This window comes from Gluconobacter sphaericus, assembly GCF_016757795.1.
Classification (GTDB): Bacteria; Pseudomonadota; Alphaproteobacteria; order Acetobacterales; family Acetobacteraceae; genus Gluconobacter; species Gluconobacter sphaericus.
Genome location: NZ_CP068419.1, coordinates 1357501 through 1374515 on the forward strand (window position 1 = coordinate 1357501; position 17015 = coordinate 1374515).

The 17015-nt window shown below is 58.4% G+C and carries 13 protein-coding genes, 1 tRNA gene, 2 rRNA genes and 2 pseudogenes (1 of these 18 running past the window's edge); 9 read left to right on the plus strand and 9 right to left on the minus strand.

What is annotated here, in order from left to right; genetic code table 11:
- The 3 genes from IGS75_RS06465 to IGS75_RS06475 form a co-directional block, all read left to right on the plus strand.
- Positions 1-1105: ribosomal RNA gene (locus IGS75_RS06465) — 23S ribosomal RNA — on the plus strand; it begins 1631 nt to the left of the window's first position.
- A gap of 84 nt (positions 1106-1189) precedes the next feature.
- Positions 1190-1304 (plus strand): 5S ribosomal RNA (gene rrf / locus IGS75_RS06470).
- A gap of 53 nt (positions 1305-1357) precedes the next feature.
- Positions 1358-1434: transfer RNA gene (locus IGS75_RS06475), tRNA-Met, on the plus strand.
- A 174-nt stretch (positions 1435-1608) separates the two neighbouring features.
- On the opposite strand, the pseudogene IGS75_RS15800 reads toward IGS75_RS06475, so the two are convergent.
- From IGS75_RS15800 to IGS75_RS06490, 3 genes and pseudogenes are all read right to left on the minus strand, one after another.
- Positions 1609-1728: pseudogene (locus IGS75_RS15800) on the minus strand (transposase); the annotation flags it as partial.
- Positions 1729-2027: 299 nt separating this feature from the next.
- Complete coding sequence (locus IGS75_RS06485; RefSeq protein WP_202257959.1) at positions 2028-3011, minus strand: NAD(P)H-quinone oxidoreductase; 984 nt, start codon at positions 3009-3011, stop codon at positions 2028-2030.
- Complete coding sequence (locus IGS75_RS06490) at positions 3008-3556, minus strand: hypothetical protein (RefSeq protein WP_202257960.1); 549 nt, start codon at positions 3554-3556, stop codon at positions 3008-3010. The genes IGS75_RS06485 and IGS75_RS06490 overlap by 4 nt, the downstream gene beginning before the upstream one ends.
- A 132-nt stretch (positions 3557-3688) precedes the next feature.
- Here IGS75_RS06490 and IGS75_RS06495 point away from each other — a divergent pair, with 132 nt between their 5' ends.
- Positions 3689-4624 (plus strand): LysR family transcriptional regulator, encoded by a 936-nt coding sequence (locus IGS75_RS06495; RefSeq protein ID WP_202257961.1) that lies wholly within the window; start codon positions 3689-3691, stop codon positions 4622-4624.
- Here IGS75_RS06495 and IGS75_RS15805 read toward each other — a convergent pair.
- From IGS75_RS15805 to hutI, 3 genes and pseudogenes are all read right to left on the minus strand, one after another.
- Positions 4615-4801, minus strand: a pseudogene (locus IGS75_RS15805) (IS630 family transposase); the annotation flags it as partial. The gene IGS75_RS06495 and the pseudogene IGS75_RS15805 overlap by 10 nt on opposite strands.
- A 10-nt stretch (positions 4802-4811) precedes the next feature.
- A complete protein-coding gene (gene hutC, locus IGS75_RS06500; RefSeq protein WP_141351956.1) occupies positions 4812-5552 on the minus strand; it encodes a histidine utilization repressor in 741 nt (246 codons plus the stop codon).
- 98 nt (positions 5553-5650) lie between these two features.
- On the minus strand, positions 5651-6889 hold the full coding sequence (gene hutI, locus IGS75_RS06505) for an imidazolonepropionase (protein ID WP_202257962.1): 1239 nt from the start codon (positions 6887-6889) through the stop codon (positions 5651-5653).
- A gap of 128 nt (positions 6890-7017) precedes the next feature.
- Here hutI and IGS75_RS06510 point away from each other — a divergent pair, with 128 nt between their 5' ends.
- The 5 genes from IGS75_RS06510 to IGS75_RS06530 all read left to right on the plus strand — a co-directional run bounded on the left by IGS75_RS06510 (position 7018) and on the right by IGS75_RS06530 (position 13712).
- Positions 7018-8379 (plus strand): formimidoylglutamate deiminase, encoded by a 1362-nt coding sequence (locus tag IGS75_RS06510; protein WP_202257963.1) that lies wholly within the window; start codon positions 7018-7020, stop codon positions 8377-8379.
- Positions 8380-8400: 21 nt separating this feature from the next.
- A complete protein-coding gene (gene hutG / locus IGS75_RS06515) occupies positions 8401-9216 on the plus strand; it encodes an N-formylglutamate deformylase (protein ID WP_202257964.1) in 816 nt (271 codons plus the stop codon).
- Positions 9217-9302: 86 nt separating this feature from the next.
- Positions 9303-10988, plus strand: coding sequence for a urocanate hydratase (gene hutU / locus IGS75_RS06520; RefSeq protein ID WP_202257965.1), 1686 nt, complete (start codon positions 9303-9305; stop codon positions 10986-10988).
- Between the two features lie 4 nt (positions 10989-10992).
- Positions 10993-12543 carry a histidine ammonia-lyase gene (hutH, locus tag IGS75_RS06525; protein ID WP_174787563.1) on the plus strand — a complete coding sequence of 517 codons (1551 nt, stop codon included), beginning with the start codon at positions 10993-10995 and terminating at the stop codon, positions 12541-12543.
- A 23-nt stretch (positions 12544-12566) separates the two neighbouring features.
- On the plus strand, positions 12567-13712 hold the full coding sequence (locus IGS75_RS06530) for an alpha-hydroxy acid oxidase (RefSeq protein WP_202257966.1): 1146 nt from the start codon (positions 12567-12569) through the stop codon (positions 13710-13712).
- On the opposite strand, the gene IGS75_RS06535 is transcribed toward IGS75_RS06530, so the two are convergent.
- Genes IGS75_RS06535 through IGS75_RS06545 form a run of 3 tightly spaced genes read right to left on the minus strand, consistent with a single transcriptional unit; the run spans position 13705 to position 16809 of the window.
- Positions 13705-14238 carry a HutD/Ves family protein gene (locus IGS75_RS06535; protein WP_202257967.1) on the minus strand — a complete coding sequence of 178 codons (534 nt, stop codon included), beginning with the start codon at positions 14236-14238 and terminating at the stop codon, positions 13705-13707. The two genes, IGS75_RS06530 and IGS75_RS06535, sit on opposite strands and share 8 nt — an antisense overlap.
- Complete coding sequence (locus IGS75_RS06540; protein WP_202257968.1) at positions 14235-15641, minus strand: FAD-binding oxidoreductase; 1407 nt, start codon at positions 15639-15641, stop codon at positions 14235-14237. The genes IGS75_RS06535 and IGS75_RS06540 overlap by 4 nt, the downstream gene beginning before the upstream one ends.
- A 13-nt stretch (positions 15642-15654) precedes the next feature.
- A complete protein-coding gene (locus IGS75_RS06545; RefSeq protein ID WP_202257969.1) occupies positions 15655-16809 on the minus strand; it encodes a histidinol-phosphate transaminase in 1155 nt (384 codons plus the stop codon).
- Between the last annotated feature and the right edge of the window lie 206 nt (positions 16810-17015).

The following is a 17015-nucleotide window of genomic DNA, read 5'->3' on the forward strand; positions in this document are numbered from 1 at the left end:
GCGACTGTTTAGTAAAAACACAGGGCTCTGCGAAATCGTGAGATGACGTATAGGGCCTGACGCCTGCCCGGTGCCGGAAGGTTAAGAGGAGGTGTGCAAGCACTGAATTGAAGCCCCGGTAAACGGCGGCCGTAACTATAACGGTCCTAAGGTAGCGAAATTCCTTGTCGGGTAAGTTCCGACCTGCACGAATGGCGTAACGACTTCCCCACTGTCTCCAGCATCGACTCAGCGAAATTGAATTCCCCGTGAAGATGCGGGGTACCCGCGGTCAGACGGAAAGACCCTATGAACCTTTACTGCAGCTTTGCAGTGGCATCAGAGACATTCTGTGTAGGATAGGTCGGAGGCTTTGAAGCCGGGGCGCCAGCACCGGTGGAGCCATCCTTGAAATACGACCCTGAATTTTTCTGATGTCTAACCGAGACCAGTAAGCCTGGTCCGGGACCCTGCATGGTGGGCAGTTTGACTGGGGCGGTCGCCTCCCAAAGTGTAACGGAGGCGCGCGATGGTGGGCTCAGGCCGGTCGGAAACCGGCTGTCGAGTGCAATGGCATAAGCCCGCCTGACTGTGAGAGTGACAGCTCGATCAGAGACGAAAGTCGGCCATAGTGATCCGGTGGTCCCACGTGGACGGGCCATCGCTCAACGGATAAAAGGTACTCTAGGGATAACAGGCTGATCTCCCCCAAGAGTCCACATCGACGGGGAGGTTTGGCACCTCGATGTCGGCTCATCACATCCTGGGGCTGGAGCAGGTCCCAAGGGTTCGGCTGTTCGCCGATTAAAGTGGTACGTGAGCTGGGTTTAGAACGTCGTGAGACAGTTCGGTCCCTATCTGCCGTGGGTGTAAGAGACTTGAGAGGATTTGTCCCTAGTACGAGAGGACCGGGATGAACATACCTCTGGTGCACCGGTTGTCACGCCAGTGGCACAGCCGGGTAGCTAAGTATGGACGGGATAACCGCTGAAAGCATCTAAGCGGGAAACCCACCTCAAAACTAGGTCTCATAGAGCCGTGAGAGACCATCACGTTGATAGGCCGGGTGTGAAAGTGCAGTAATGCATGCAGCTAACCGGTCCTAATCGCTCATACTTCTCACAACAAACACATGCACAGAAATCAGCCACACTTCCTTCACAACGCACCAATCTCCACCCTCTCTTAAAAGACAGGGTGGGCTGGAAGACCTGGTGGCCATTGCGAGGGCCCTACACCCGATCCCATCCCGAACTCGGCCGTGAAATCCCTCAGCGCCTATGATACTGCACCTTAAGGTGCGGAAAAGTCGGTCGCCGCCAGGTCCCCCAGCCTACCCATACACACCACAAAACCTCCCAACATCATCATACACCACCGCGGGGTGGAGCAGCCCGGTAGCTCGTCAGGCTCATAACCTGAAGGCCGCAGGTTCAAATCCTGCCCCCGCAACCATACAATCCTGCACCAAGACCTTCTCAAGAACGCCAGCATCAGGGTGATGCTCGGCGTTCTTCTTGTTCGTCGTAAACCAGAGGATTCAAAGAAGCCTCTGGTTTTGAGACCATAAAGACCAAAATGAGAGATATCGTCCATTGTTCTACAAGTGGTATCTTGAAGAGCGTCGAGGGTTCGCGGTGCTACCCGTTTGATCCATGTTTTCATTTTGGCGAAAATGTTTTCGATCGGGTTGAAATCAGGACTGCAGGGAGGCAGGAACAACATCCTGGCCCGGACTGTCTTCATAGCCTCGCGGGCTCGCTTCCTTTATGGGTGGGTAGTCTGATGAGAAGAATGAAAATGTCACTCGGCGACGAGCTCGGGCCGAGCCCCTGCGGATATAATGCTCGACGCAGACACATTAAAGCCTCCGACAGCAGCTCGCCGGGTCATGACGGAGACAACCAGCCGCAATGACTCGCCTGCCGCCGCAGATCGGACAATAGAGCTCGCATCATGACCGCCAGCCTGCATCCCAAAAAACAGGATGAACCAGATTTCGCTCAATAAGGAAATCCTAGAATGAACCAGTTAGGTCAGATTATGCTTTAGTCGCACGTGAGAACAATTTTCCCAACCCCGCCTCCGGCTTCCATCATACGGTGGGCTTCGCTGGCGTCCTGTAAAGGGACTGTAGCATAGACCACTGGCCTGAGCGCGCCGCTTGCAAAGAGCGGGAGAGCAATTTCTTTGAATCGCTCTATCATCTCGCGCTTTTCTGCGATGGTGCGTGACTTCATCACCGTTCCCAGGAGGCGCAGGTGATTATGCAGGACGAGGTTCAAGGGGATTACTACGTCCGCATCATCACTGAGTACACCGACCTGCACAAGCGTCCCGCCTTGACGCAAACTGCGCAGGCTGGGCGCCAGATAGCTGCCGCCGACAAAATCGATGACAGCATCGACGCCTTTACCCTCCGTTGCCATCTTGACGCCGACTTCCCACAGTTCAGGCTGGCGATCCAGAACCACGTTCGCACCTAACCCCTGAACGTCTGGGGCACGTACGGCGCTTGTGGTTGCAATCACCCTCGCTCCGAGTGCAGCTGCCAACTGAACGCAGGCAGAGCCAATGCCACCAGCGGCTGCATGGATCAGGACCGTCTGACCAGCCGTAATGTTCGCCAGATGGTGCAACACTTCGACTGCTGTCACGAAGGATTCCATGATTGCTCCTCCTTCGATCCACGTCAGGGAATCTGGGATTTTGACTGCCATAGCCTGATCCACGCGTGCATCGTCTGCATAAGCTCCGCCGCCCACGATTGCCATGATACGGTCTCCCGTTTGGAACCCTGTGACGTCTCTGCCTACCGTTTTGACTTCTCCCGCAAGTTCGAGACCCAGCAGATGGCTGTCTCCAAAATGTTGCCCTGCGTAAAATCCGTTTCGTTGTAGAATATCCGCCCGGTTGACGCCTGCCGCATGAACACGAACGATCAGATCATCCGGCCTCAAAATCGGAAATGGAGCGTCCTCGATACGCAATACATCCGCAGAGCCAAAATCGGCATAGTGAATGGCTCTCATTGTGCGCTCTCCTGACGAGACAGGGCGCGACGTGCAATACTCTCGGCAAACAATGGTGTTTCCCGACGATTATGGTCGCTACCAGCCGCCTGACGAGCAGCGGCGGCCGTTTCGAATGCAATTCCGTTTGCGTCGATAAACGCCATGAAATCGTCGGTCGGTCGGGCTGTTACACGGTTCGTATAACGGGTTCGTCCGTTGCCGATATCTTCCGCAATCAACTCCCAGAGGACATTGACACGGGTGCGGCCGTTGGCCGTAAAGACGTCCGAGATTGAGTTCATACGGCAATAGCTGGGCGTTGCTTCATCCGCGACGTAATGCTGTACGACCAGACCCGTTCCGACCATTTCAACATTGATTGACATTCGCCGACCGTCATCAGTGGTCGTGATGCCCGCAGCGATATGATCCGGTTCACAGCAGCGAAGGTACTCGGCTTCTGACACCGTGAACAGCCAGTCTGCTATGTCTACCTGAGTGAACGGCACATCGATCTCATGCGAATAGGCTGATTGTGACAGGATTTGATCCAGAATTTTCATGTCCGATTTCCCTCTTATGCGATGCAACGTCGTGCTGCGTCTGTGCCCAAGGGATGCCTCGACAGAAGGGCCATGATAACGCATAGATTTGAAGGAGCGCTTTTGCCGAATTAGCAAAGATGGGCCTGTTGGATGAAAGACCCCCGCTTCGCCGAACATCTTGGCGTTTTCGTCGATGTGATCCGCCAAGGGAGTTTTTCTGCTGCCGCGCGAAGGCGGGGACAGACACCTTCAGCAATCGTTCGCCAGATCGACGCATTGGAATATTCCCTAGGGGTCCCGCTTTTGATCCGCTCCACCCGGGCGCTTGCGCTGACAGATGCGGGTGAGCGTATGCTTGAACGTGCCCAGCCACTGCTGGATCAACTGGCAGACATGCACGCAGAAGTCGCTGCGTTCGACGGTGCCGTGACGGGAACAGTGCGGATTGCGTGCTTTCCGACCTTCGGCAAGCGCTATGTCATTCCAGCACTGGAGAGTTTGCTCGTAGAACATCCTGATCTCCACATTGAGCTGGATCTGACAGAGCGTCTCGCGGATCCTGTGCTTGAGCGGTTGGACGCGGTTATCCGGATCGGACAGTTAGCGGATAGCACTTTGATTGCAACCAAACTGGCCGACCAAAAGCGCCTCCTTGTTGCCAGTCAGCATTATCTTGATTGTTACGGCGAACCAGAAACTTTGGCGCAACTGCGTCAACACAAGCTGATCGACAAACTGCATGGCAATGATCTGCTAGGTTGGGCAGATATTATGGGACAGCGCCTTATCGACGGGAACGACATCAAGCCGGTTTTCCGGTGTGACGATTTTGAGGCTATGAGGTTGGCAGCACGTTCGGGGATGGGAATTGCCCTGCTGCCAGATTGGGTGGTTGGGCCGGATGTCAACGCCGGCGCCCTTACGCGTATTCGTTTTTTGAGCGAAACGTGGAACACTCACTGTGATGGCATTTGGTTGTTGCGCGCACTGGCTCAGCCGTCGGCCCGTTTGCGCGTTGTCATAGCAGCGCTGCGCACGACCATCGGGATAATCCCGACATGGGAAAGTCGTAAGGTTCAGGCCTGATCGGAGGCCTGTCTGTTTGGATCGTACCTTGTGGCAGTGAAGTAGTTGGTACACTCGGCTTGGGGGAAGGTTACTGAGAGCATAGCTGTCTCAAGGGGCTTCGATGCTCCGGGCGGCCGCTTTGCGCAAATAAGCATTGAATTTGGCAAAGGCATTCTCAAGTGGATTGAAGTCCGGAACTAAACAATTAGAAATGGTCTGATGAGGATTTGCGGCGGCCACCCAGGCTGTAACGGTTGCCTGGGTAGGTGAAGATACCCTTCATGACGACGCGGCCTTTAACCCATGTGCGGCGTACGAGCTGGAGGCAGGGCTCGTGAGGACCGATGTCGAGTAGCGCTTGTAACTCTGGAGTTGGAGAGACGGCGAACACGATGTGTTCGATCTCGTCTGGGCCAGAGATATGGTAAAGGTGTCGGTGAGGATGGGTGAGGGTGAAGTCCTGCTGGAGGTATTCGGGTGCGAATGCCGGAGAGACGAAACGCTCTTCCACCTGAAGAGGAATATCGTCTTCGAAATGGACGATCACGGAATGAAACAGCTTGCTGCCAGGGCGCATGTCGAAAGAAAATGCGAGATCGATGTCGGCACGGATGGCTTCCAGTGTGATGACGCGGGCAGTATGGACGTGTCCTGAGCTCAGGATATCATCGGCAATATCGTGAAGTTCCAGCAGATCAGCCTTTGGCGAAGGGCGCGAGACGAATGTTCCTACCCCCTGCGCTCGGACCACGACGCCTTCGGTCATCAGTTCACGAAGGGCCCGATGGACAGTCATGCGGGAGACGCCGAGGAGTTCGACCAGTTCGCTTTCGGAAGGAAGTTTCTGTCCTTCTTTCCATTCGCCGTCCTGAATGCGCTCGGTAATGTAGAGTTTGACCTGTTCGTACCGAGCGGGAGAGCGTTCCCGGGAGGCGTCCATTTTCATGTCGCGGGCTGTCCTTCAGCTGGGAAGCGGCAATCCAAAAAACATCCTGACGAAACGGTTATTTAGACAAGAGGTTGTATGGATAAGAATATGCAAATTTATATCACAGGGTCCAGTTTACCGTCAAAAACTCGCTGAACAGGCCTTCTGCCGCCAATCCAGTACGATAGTTCGTGTGGGCCGGCGATGTCCCATAGAAGCATGTCCGCGGCCTGTCCGGGCGCCAGGCTGCCGGTTACGTTCTGAAGTCCCAGAGCCTGAGCGCCAATCCGGGTTGCGGCCGAGAAGGTTTCTTCGGGAGTCATGCGGAACAAGGTGCAGGCCATATTCATGATGCCCGTAAGGCTCACGCTTGGGGAGGTTCCGGGATTGCAGTCTGTGGCAAGTCCCATGGGAACATTGTGTTTTCGGAACAGGTCTATGGGCGGCATCCGCGTTTCACGGATGAAGTAGAAGGCTCCCGGAAGCAGCATCGCGACTGTGCCAGCCCGGGCCAAGTCGATGACATCGTCTTCCACGACATATTCCAAATGGTCGGTCGAGAGAGCGCCGTAACGTGCGGCCAGCTTGGTGCCGCCGCTGTTTGAGAGCTGCTCGGAATGGAGGCGGACGGGAATTTTCAGGTCGTTTGCCGCGATGAAGAGACGTTCGATCTGATCCGGGGTGAAGGCGATGTTTTCACAGAAGCCGTCAATACTGTCGATCAGCTTTTCTTCCACGGCCTGAGGGAGAATATCGGTGATGAGGTAAGAGACATAATCGTCCTGCCGGTTCTTGAATTCCGGCGGCAGGGCGTGGGCACCGAGAAAAGTTGCGTGAACACGTACGGGCAAGGCGGTGCCGATGGCGCGGGCAACGCGGAGCTGTTTAAGCTCGTCTTGCAGGGTCAGGCCATAGCCCGATTTCATCTCAAGGGTCGTCGTACCTTCGGCGATCATGCGTCGTACGCGGCGCGCTGTGACGTCAAAGAGTTCGTCTTCTGAGACGTTGCGGGTGGCGTTAACTGTAGAGATGATTCCGCCGCCCTTGCGCGCGATTTCCGCATAGGAGACGCCATTGAGGCGTTCGGCGAATTCCAGGCTGCGGTCGCCCGCGTAAATGACGTGGGTGTGGGCGTCTATGAGGCCCGGCGTCATCCACAGACCGTTTCCCGAGTGGACCTGATGAGCCAGATTGTGCGGAGCGTCTGGCAGGTCATGGGCCGCCCCGATCCAGTTGATCCGTCCGTCTTCAATGCCGATGGCGGCGTTGTGGATGCAGCCATAGCCGTCCTGATCCGAAATGAGCGCCGGGTCGGCAGTCGCAACATGAATGTCTGTCCAGAGAGTATCCCACATTCGCGTTCTTCCTTGCGCCATCAAATCTGTCGTGGTGGTATATACAAGTCTTACAATTCCATTATCATCATGCAACCAACGGGAAAAGCAAAGACTTTCCGCGTGATGAGGGAGGGAATGTCGAGGTTATGGAACTGTTTGCAGAGCAGGCCCTGCTGCCGGACGGTTGGCACCGGAATGTACGGATTAACGTTTCTTCTGACGGGTGTTTCGAATCGATTATCCCGGACGCCCGGATGTCTGCAAGTTCCGAGCGGAAAGCGATTGTTGTTCCGTCGCAGCTGAGTCTGCATTCCCACGCTTTTCAGCGGGGTATGGCGGGACTGGCGGAGAGCCGTCAGAATCCGGCGGATACGTTCTGGACCTGGCGGCGGCTGATGTATCAGCTTGCGCATCGCATTTCGCCCGAACAGATGCAGGATATTGCAAGTTATCTGTATATGGAAATGCTGACGGCCGGATATACGCAGGTCGCGGAATTCCATTATCTGCATCATGCGCCGGGTGGAGCGACTTACGGGCAGGTGGCGGAGATGTCCCTGCGTGTCGGCGAGGCGGCGCAGTCGGTCGGCATTGGTCTGACGCTTTTGCCGACGCTGTACGAGCGCGGGGGCTTTGACGGGCGTCCGCTTCAGGAGGCGCAGGAGCGCTTTGCGACGACGCCGGAACTTATCGGTAGGATCATCAGCGAGACACGGTCGGCCTGGGGGGAAATGCCACTGCTCTCCGTTGGGCTGGGTCTGCATTCGCTGCGGGCGGTTGATCTGAGAACGGCTTCGGATCTTCTGTCTGCGCAGACAGGACCCGTTCATATCCATGTGGCGGAGCAGCAGAAGGAAGTGGAGGAGTGCGTCGCCTCGGTGGGGGCGAGGCCTGTGGAATATCTGCTGGCTCAGACGGATGTGGATGAGCGCTGGTGCTTGGTGCATGCGACCCATTTGTCCGCTTCCGAGGTTGCGGCTATGGCACGTTCCGGAGCTGTGGCGGGGCTTTGTCCGATCACGGAAGCCAATCTGGGGGACGGTCTTTTCCCGCTTGTGCCGTATGTGAATGACGGAGGACGCTTCGGGATTGGAAGCGATAGCAATGTACTGATCAGCCCCTGGGAAGAACTGCGCACTCTGGAATATGGGCAGAGGCTTTTCACGCAGACGCGATGTGCGGCTCTGCCGGTGGCAACGCTGGGGTCCACGGGCGGATGGCTCTATCGGCAGGTTCTGGATGGCGGGCGGCAGGCCTGTGGGCTTGAGTCGTGGGGGCTGCTTGCCGGGGCTCGGGCAGATCTGTGCGTGTTGGACGAGGATCTGTTGCCACTTCCGTATCTGCAGGACGATGCCGTTCTTGATGCGGCTATTTTCGGATCACGCCAGCCTCCCGTGAAGGATGTGCTGTGTGGTGGTCAGTGGCGCGTGCGCGATGGAAGGCACGTCAATCATGATGCCGTGACGGCTGCGTTCCGGCGCACCGTGCGCACTCTTCTTGATCTTTGATCTTACAAGGAAATCCTGACCATGACGGATGTTTTTTCCTTTGTTCGCGGGACCATGCCCGTGCTTGTGACCCTTCCTCATTCCGGCTGCCATCTGGCGCCCGGTATGGAAAAGCGGATGACGGAGCGGGGGCGTCAGTTACCTGATACCGACTGGTATATGGAACATCTTTATGCCGGAGCACTGTCGAAAGGCATGGGGGTGCTGAAGGCGCAGCATTCCCGCTACGTGGTGGATCTGAACCGTGGTGCTGATGATGCGGCGCTTTATCCGGGGCGGCCTAGTACGGGGCTTGTGCCGGCGCTGACGTTTGACGGGCAGCCCATTTACCGTGAGGGGCAGGCGCCGGACGAAAGCGAGATCGCCGAGCGGCGGGAGGCTTATTGGCGTCCCTACCATGAGGCTGTTGCGGAAGAGTTGGAGCGGCTTCGTCAGAAATGGGGATGGGCGGTTCTGTGGGACGGGCATTCCATCAAGTCGACCATTCCCCGCCTGTTTGATGGGGCACTTCCGGACCTGAATCTGGGGACCAATAGCGGACAGTCCTGTGACGGGGAGTTGCAGGCCCTTTTGGCGCAGAGGCTGGCTGGGAACGTGGCCTATAGCCATGTCGTCAATGGTCGTTTCAAGGGCGGATACACGACGCGGCATTACGGCCAGCCTGAGCGTGGCATTCATGCCATCCAGCTTGAAATCGCGCAGTCCACCTATTTGCGAAGCGAAGAGACGCCCTGGCCGATCGATCTGGAAAAGGCGGTGCGTCTGTCGCGGATGATCGATGGTTTGTTGGAGACTGCGCTGTGTTGGCGGCCAGAAGCAACATGTTCGGGAAAATAAATCCCGATGTCATTTCATAAATGGATTGACAATTCCGCAGAGCAATTTGAGTATTAGTATATACAAGTTCATACAGGATGAAGCCCATGAGTGATCCCGGCAACCGCCTTTCGAATGATCGTGTCATCCGTGCCCCGACCGGGCCTGAACTCTCGGCAAAGAGCTGGCAGACGGAAGCGCCGCTCCGGATGCTGATGAATAATCTGGATCCCGACGTGGCGGAAAAGCCGTCTGAGCTCGTTGTCTATGGTGGCATCGGTCGCGCGGCGCGGAACTGGGACTGCTATGACAGGATCGTCGAGGCGCTGCGTGATCTGGAAGACGACCAGACGCTTCTGGTGCAGTCCGGCAAGCCGGTTGGTGTGTTCCGGACGTATGCCGATGCGCCGCGTGTCCTGATCGCGAACTCCAACCTCGTGCCGCACTGGGCGACCTGGGAGAAGTTCAACGAACTCGATCGGGCAGGGCTCATGATGTACGGGCAGATGACGGCGGGATCGTGGATCTATATCGGCTCGCAGGGCATTGTTCAGGGCACGTATGAGACCTTCGTGGAAATGGGGCGCCAGTATTATGGTGGCAACCTGAAAGGGCGCTGGATTCTGACGGGTGGTCTGGGCGGCATGAGCGGGGCGCAGCCTCTGGCGGCTGTCATGGCCGGTGCGTCCATGCTGGCGGTTGAATGTGAGCCGTCTCGCATCCGCAAGCGTCTCGAAACGGGGTATCTGGACCGTCAGGTCGATACGCTCGATGAAGCTCTGGAAATCATTCAGGACGCCTGTGCGAAGGGCGAGGCTGTTTCCGTGGGGCTTCTGGGGAATGCGGCTGAAGTTTTCCCGGAACTGGTGCGGCGCGGTATCCGTCCGGATGGTGTGACGGATCAGACGTCCGCCCATGACCCGCTGAATGGCTATCTGCCGGCGGGATGGTCGTTGGAGCAGGCCGAGAAAATGCGGATCACCAATCCGGCGGCGGTTGAGAAGGCGGCCCGGGAGTCCATGCGTCTTCAGGTCGAGGCCATGGTGGCGTTCCATCGTCAGGGCATTCCGACTTTCGATTACGGTAACAACATCCGCCAGATGGCTTTTGACGAAGGGCTTGAAGACGCCTTTGCCTTCCCGGGCTTCGTGCCAGCCTATATCCGCCCGCTGTTCTGCCGGGGTATCGGGCCGTTCCGCTGGGCAGCGCTTTCGGGGGATCCGGAAGACATCTTCAAGACGGACCAGAAGGTCAAGGAACTGCTGCCGGACGACAAGCATCTTCACAACTGGCTCGATATGGCGCGGGAGAAGATCCACTTCCAGGGACTGCCTTCGCGTATCTGCTGGGTCGGTCTGGGGGACCGTCACCGTCTGGGACTGGCGTTCAACGAGATGGTGGCCAGCGGCGAGCTCAAGGGCCCGATCGTGATCGGTCGTGACCATCTGGATAGTGGATCAGTCGCCAGCCCGAACCGTGAGACCGAGAGTATGCGTGACGGTTCTGACGCTGTGTCTGACTGGCCGCTGTTGAATGCGCTGCTTAATACGGCGTCGGGCGCGACCTGGGTGTCGCTGCATCATGGTGGTGGCGTTGGCATGGGCTTCTCCCAGCATTCCGGCATGGTGATTGTGGCAGATGGTACGCCGGATGCGGCGCGACGTCTGGAGCGGGTACTGTGGAACGACCCGGCTACGGGTGTTATGCGGCATGCCGATGCCGGTTACGACATTGCAACTGACTGTGCCCGCGAGAAGGGCCTCGACCTTCCCATGATTACGCGCGGAGCCTGAGACCATCATGACAATCAGTATTTTTACCCTCACGCCCGGCAAGATCACGCTCAGCGACCTGCGGGACTTCTATTTCGGCCAGCAGGATGTCCGCTTGGACGACGGGACCTTTGAGGTCCTGCAGCGTGCGGCGGAATCCGTGGAGCGCATCGTTGGACGTGGCGAGCCTGTCTATGGTGTGAACACGGGTTTCGGAAAACTCGCGAAGACCCGGATTCCCGATGACCGTCTGCGCGATCTTCAGCGCAATCTGGTGCTGAGTCATGCGGCGGGAATTGGTCAGCCGATGCCGGAGCGTGTGGTGCGCTTGATCCTTCTGCTTAAGGCCAATGGTCTGGCGCGCGGCTATTCGGGTGTGCGTCCGCAGATTGTGCAGCTTCTGCTGGACATGCTGAACCGGGGTGTTGTGCCCGTTATTCCAGAGAAGGGATCGGTTGGGGCTTCGGGCGATCTGGCTCCGCTGGCGCATATGTCGGCCGTGGTGATCGGCGAGGGCGAGGCATTCTATCAGGGTAAGCGCCTCAAAGGCGATGAAGCTCTGAAAGCCGCCGGGCTTGAGCCTCTGGTTCTGGGTGCAAAGGAGGGTCTGGCCCTTCTGAACGGTACGCAGGCTTCCACGGCGCTGGCGATTGCGGCCCTTCTGGATGCCGAACGGCTGTTTCATGCCGCCCTCATTACGGGTGGCCTGACGCTTGATGCTGCGCGCGGCACTGATGCGCCGTTCGATCCGCGTTTGCATGAATTGCGGGGTCAGAAAGGGCAGATCGAATGCGCTGCGGTCTATCGCACGCTGATGCAGGGGTCGGCCATCCGGGCATCGCATCTTGAAGATGACGAGCGGGTTCAGGATCCGTACTGCCTACGCTGCCAGCCGCAGGTCATGGGCGCCTGTCTGGATAATCTGCGTCAGGCGGCGCGGGTTCTGGTGATCGAGGCTAATGCGGTTTCGGACAATCCGATTCATTTCCCGGACACGGATGAGATGATCTCGGGTGGTAACTTCCATGCCGAGCCGGTGGCGATTGCCGCGGATCTCATGGCGATTGCTGTGTCCGAAGTCGGGGCGATTGCGGAGCGGCGTCTGGCGCTGCTGGTCGATGCGCAGATGAGCGGCCTTCCGCCGTTCCTGGTGCAGGATAGCGGGCTGAACTCCGGCTTCATGATCGCGCAGGTCACGGCTGCGGCTCTGGCATCCGAAAACAAGACACTGGCCCATCCGGCAAGTGTGGACAGTCTGCCGACTTCGGCCAATCAGGAAGACCACGTCTCCATGGCGACGTTTGCCGCGCGTCGCGTGGGCGATATCGTGGACAATGTCCGGACGATCATTGCAGTTGAATATCTGGCGGCCGTGCAGGGACTTGATTTCCTCGCACCGCTGGAAACATCCGCGCCGTTGCTTGAAGTCGCGAAGACGTTACGGAAAACTGTGCCCTTCTTTGCTCAGGACCGGCTGTTTACGCCGGACATGGAAGCTGCCCGCGCGCTCATTATCGATGGCGCTTTGGGAGACTGTGTCGGGTCGGGTGTTGCCTTGCCTGTTCTTGAGGGCTGATCGGGACGGAAGAAGAACGGGGAATGAATTATCACGGCATCGCGGCTCTGCATTGGCGGGCTGACAGGGTTCTTCCCCGTATTTTCCGGGATTATGTCAACGGTGGTTCGCATTCGGAGCGCACCGTCCGGGCCAACCGCCGGGCCTTTGACCGCTGGGCGGTTGTTCCGAAATGTCTGGTGGATGTTTCGGAGTGCGATCTGTCCGGGTCTTTTCTGGGAGCCACGCATCGGCTCCCGTTCATGTTTGCACCGCTGGGTTTTGGTGGCCTGATGTGTCCGGACGGTGAAATCCGGGCTGCGCGGGTTGCGGCTTCGGCGGGTCTGCCGATGGCGGTGTCCACATTCGCCATCCAGTCGCTGGAGACGCTCTCCCGGGTGCCGGGCGTGACGCTCGCGGCCCAGATCTATGTCTTTCGTGACCGGGGCATTACCCGCGACATGCTGCGCCGGGCGGAGAGCTGCGGCATCCGGAACATCATCCTGACGGTTGATACACCGATTACGCCGCTTCGGTTGCGCGATGTGCGCAATGGTTTTCGCAATCTGACGCGCCCGTCCCTGCGGCATGTGCTGTCCATGGCCGCGCATCCGCGCTGGACGGCGGGGATGCTGCGGAACGGGATGCCGAAAATCGGCAATCTGGCGCCCTACGGTATGGGCAGTAACCTGATGGAGCAGGCAAGAAATGCTGCGTCTCAGATTGATCCTACCCTAACCTGGAAAGATCTGGACTGGCTGCGCTCTGTCTGGCCGGGGCAGCTTGCCGTTAAGGGAATTATGGATGCTGGGGACGCGCTGGCCTGCCAGAAGGCGGGGGCGCAGACCGTGATTGTTTCCAATCATGGAGGACGGCAGATGGACCCGGCCCCGTCGTCGCTTTCTGTCTTGCCGGACATTGTCGAAGCCCTGAAGGGGGAGACGGACGTCATTCTTGACGGCGGTGTCCGTTGGGGTGGCGACGTTGTCACTGCGCTGGCGCTGGGTGCGAAAGCCGTGGGGATCGGGCGTCCCTGGGCCTGGGCGCTTGCTGCAGATGGCGAGAGAGGCGTTCGCAGTCTGGTGGACGGGCTGGGCGGTGAAATCCGCGATGTCCTGCGTCTGGGCGGAATGGTGGATCTTGCGTCGCTGCGGGCACAAGGACCTGCAGCGCTCCGGCCGGTCAGTTGATGGCGTAGGCGATCTGGCCCGCTTTCAGGACGGTGAGTTCAAAGGGAATTTCGTTCAGGAGAATGTCTCCTGGTGCGAGCGTGTAATGTTGCTCTCCTGCCATGACCTCCCAGTGTCCTTCTGCGACGACGAAACCCAGAAGGCCATCTGAAGGAAGATCTTCCGACGTGACGGCAGTCAGGTCCGGGCCTGTCCTGTTCGCGGGACGCATCAGGTTCAGGACTTCGATCGGATCGTTCAGAGGTGCGCCTGTCAGGGGTAGCTCGCCGCTGAACCGGATCACGCTGCCGGGTTGATCCAGCAGAAGGGGTGGAGCGCCCGAAACGGGATGAAGTCGGACGCCGTTTCCTGTCAGAAGCCCCATCTGTCTGAACAGACCCGTAAAACTGGAGAACGGTGCGGACCGGGTGATGCTGGCGACACTGAGGCGCCATTCCGGCTGTTCGATCAGCAGGCGGGTGGTGCCGGCTCCATTTTTCCATGGGCTTGCCGGCACGGTGTGCAGATGGATGTGCCGCATGCTCATGGCACGTCTGCGGGAACGAGTTTTCCGGGGTTGAGGATGTTCTTTGGGTCCAGCGCGGTCTTGATGGCGCGCATGACGGAGAGGGCAGCAGGCTCGTGCTCTTCGGTCATGAAGATCTGTTTTGCGAGCCCGATTCCGTGTTCGCCGCTTGCGGAACCGCCGAGCGATAGCGCGCGGCGGATGATTTTATGGTCCAGTTCAAGAGCGCGCTTTTCGGCATCCGCGTCATTGGGTGGGATCAGGATGACGGTGTGGAAATTGCCGTCGCCGACATGGCCGACAATGGGGGCCAGCAGGCCGGAGGCGTCGATATCAGCTCTGGCGCCGGTCATGAGTTCCGTCAGTGCGGCGATAGGGACGATGGCGTCTGTGGTGATACCCTTGAAGCCGGGGCGATAGGCCATGCAGGCCCAGAAGGCGTCATGGCGTGCTTTCCAGAGTGTGTTGCGCTCTTCGGTGGCGGTGGCCCAACGGAAGGACTGGCCGCCCTGGCCTTCCACGAGATCGCGCAGCACTGTTTCCTGCTCCGCGACACTGGCGGGTGAGCCTGTTAGCTCGAAGAACATGGTGGGGAGGGCTTCGTAGCCCGTAAGATGGGAATATTGGATGCAGGCATCCATTTGGACGTCGTCGAGCAGTTCCATCCGGCCGACTGTCAGGCCGCATTGGATCACGAGTACGGCTGTCTCCACGGCGCTGGCCAGTGTCGGGAATTGGCAGACCGCAGCCCCCACGGCTTCGGGGATGGGATGGAGCTGGGCCTGGACTTCCGTGATGACGGCCAATGTACCTTCGGAGCCGATGAGCAGCCCTGTCAGATCGTAGCCTGTGGCTGCCTTGCGGACGGCACCGCCCGTATGGAGGATTCGTCCGTCGGCCAGCACTGCTGTTAGGCCCAGCACGTTGGCGCGCATGGTGCCGTAACGCATGGCTCCGGTGCCGGAGGCCCGGGTGGCGCACATTCCGCCAAATGTTGCTTCGCCGCCGGGATCGACCGGAAAGAACAGGCCCTGTGTTCGCAGATGGAGGTTCAGGTCCTGCCGCGTGACACCGGCCTGCACGCGGCAGGTCAGGTTTTCGGGCGAGACGTCGAGAATATCCGTCATCATGGACAGATCGAGGCTGACGCAGTCCGGAACAGGCGTCAGTTGTCCTTCAAGGGAGGTGCCACCGCCGAAGGGAATCACGGGAACGTTTTCTTCGTGGCAGATCCGCAGGGCGTCGGATACGTCCTGCGTTGTGCGGGCGAACAGGACATAGGCTGGCAGCAGGGTCTGATCCGGATGGCGCCATCCTTCGCCGTGGGCATGATGATCGCGGACCGTCTCGTTGGCGGTCAGGCGATCTCCGAAAAGAGGAGCGAGACGCCGGGCGGCGCGTTCGGCGGCAGAGGGGCCGGTCATGACGCGTTCCTTCTCAGGCTGCGGAGGAGTGTAAGGGCTGACGGACGCGATCAAGGGCGGCAAGGAAGGCCTGGCTGTCTTCGGGGCGCGCAATGCTGACACGGATCCAGGTCTCGTAACCCTTTTCCTTCCAGGGTTTGACGATGACGCCCTGCTCGAGCAGGCTCTCGGCGAGAGTTGACGCGGATTCGTGGGCGTTGAAGAACAGGAAATTGGCGAAGGACTGTGCGACGAAATAATCGCGCTCTTCCAGAGCCGCTTTTAGCGCTTTGCCTTCGGTCAGGGTGGCGTCCACCGTTTTGTGCATGTGTTCCTGATCGAGCAGGCTCAGTCGGGCCATTTCCAGCGCCGCACTGTTGCTGTTGAAGGGATCGCGGACGCGGGTCATGACGGCGGTGAGGCCGGGATCAGATGTCAGGGCATAACCGACGCGCAGTCCGGCCAGACCATAGGCTTTTGAGAAGGTTCTCAGGACCATCCAAGGGCGGGACTGCTTTTGGAGAATGGCGAGACTGTCGGCATAGTCTGGACTGGAACACGCATATTCCCAGTAGGCTTCGTCGATGACGATCAGCGTGTCTGCGGGGCAGGCGTCGATGAGTTTCTGCATGGCGTCGCCTGTCATTAGGCAGCCGACCGGATTAGATGGGTTGGAGAACATCAGGATCTTGAGGGGGCCGGATGCTACAGCCTGATGCAGCTGTGGCAAGTCGAAGCGGGCATCTGTCGTCATGGGGATGGCCTCTGCCTGGGCCCCCATCATCTGAGGCCAGATCAGATGCAGCCCGAAAGACGGCAGGACCGTGACGAGGCGGTCTCCGGGGGACAGAAAGGCCTCGCAGATCATACGGATGATCTGTTCGGAGCCGTTTCCGATAACAATCCGGTCCGTGTCGATTCCGGTCTGACGTGACAGCTCTTCCCGAAGCCCCTCTGCGGAAGCATCCGGATAGCGGAACAGGCTGGAGGCTATTTCTGTCCAGTGCTTTAGAGCCGCGGGCGATGGCCCATAAGGGTTTTCATTGCTTCCCAGCTTGGTGATCCGGGGAATTCCGTATTTTGCCCGCACGGCGTCTTCTGACAAGCCCGCATTATAGACCGGCAGTTGACGGACTTCAGCCCGGGCCAGGGAGAGGGGGGAGGTTCGACATTCAGGGGCGGTGTTCATGCGATGGCTCCACGGGAAGAATGGGATGGGGCTGTATGGGGAGGGAGTTATTCAGCTTGTAAATACAACCATAGATTCTTTGGGATATCCAGAGGTCGGAGGGGCTTCAGATGTGTTTTTCAAACCTTCTCATGCGCTTTTTGCAGGGGAATTTTTCTTTTCGGAAAAGGGTAGAATCGGAAAGAATAGAATATTGATAAAAGGAT

What these genes read in the sequence shown, in the direction of transcription:
- hutG (WP_202257964.1), top strand. Translation starts at nt 8,401, where the DNA reads ATGACGGATGTTTTTTCCTTTGTTCGCGGGACCATGCCCGTGCTTGTG.
- IGS75_RS06540 (WP_202257968.1), bottom strand. Translation starts at nt 15,641, where the DNA reads ATGACCGGCCCCTCTGCCGCCGAACGCGCCGCCCGGCGTCTCGCTCCT.
- hutC (WP_141351956.1), bottom strand. Translation starts at nt 5,552, where the DNA reads ATGAAAATGGACGCCTCCCGGGAACGCTCTCCCGCTCGGTACGAACAG.
- IGS75_RS06495 (WP_202257961.1), top strand. Translation starts at nt 3,689, where the DNA reads ATGAAAGACCCCCGCTTCGCCGAACATCTTGGCGTTTTCGTCGATGTG.
- IGS75_RS06485 (WP_202257959.1), bottom strand. Translation starts at nt 3,011, where the DNA reads ATGAGAGCCATTCACTATGCCGATTTTGGCTCTGCGGATGTATTGCGT.
- IGS75_RS06490 (WP_202257960.1), bottom strand. Translation starts at nt 3,556, where the DNA reads ATGAAAATTCTGGATCAAATCCTGTCACAATCAGCCTATTCGCATGAG.
- hutI (WP_202257962.1), bottom strand. Translation starts at nt 6,889, where the DNA reads ATGTGGGATACTCTCTGGACAGACATTCATGTTGCGACTGCCGACCCG.
- IGS75_RS06535 (WP_202257967.1), bottom strand. Translation starts at nt 14,238, where the DNA reads ATGAGCATGCGGCACATCCATCTGCACACCGTGCCGGCAAGCCCATGG.
- IGS75_RS06530 (WP_202257966.1), top strand. Translation starts at nt 12,567, where the DNA reads ATGAATTATCACGGCATCGCGGCTCTGCATTGGCGGGCTGACAGGGTT.
- hutU (WP_202257965.1), top strand. Translation starts at nt 9,303, where the DNA reads ATGAGTGATCCCGGCAACCGCCTTTCGAATGATCGTGTCATCCGTGCC.
- IGS75_RS06510 (WP_202257963.1), top strand. Translation starts at nt 7,018, where the DNA reads ATGGAACTGTTTGCAGAGCAGGCCCTGCTGCCGGACGGTTGGCACCGG.
- IGS75_RS06545 (WP_202257969.1), bottom strand. Translation starts at nt 16,809, where the DNA reads ATGAACACCGCCCCTGAATGTCGAACCTCCCCCCTCTCCCTGGCCCGG.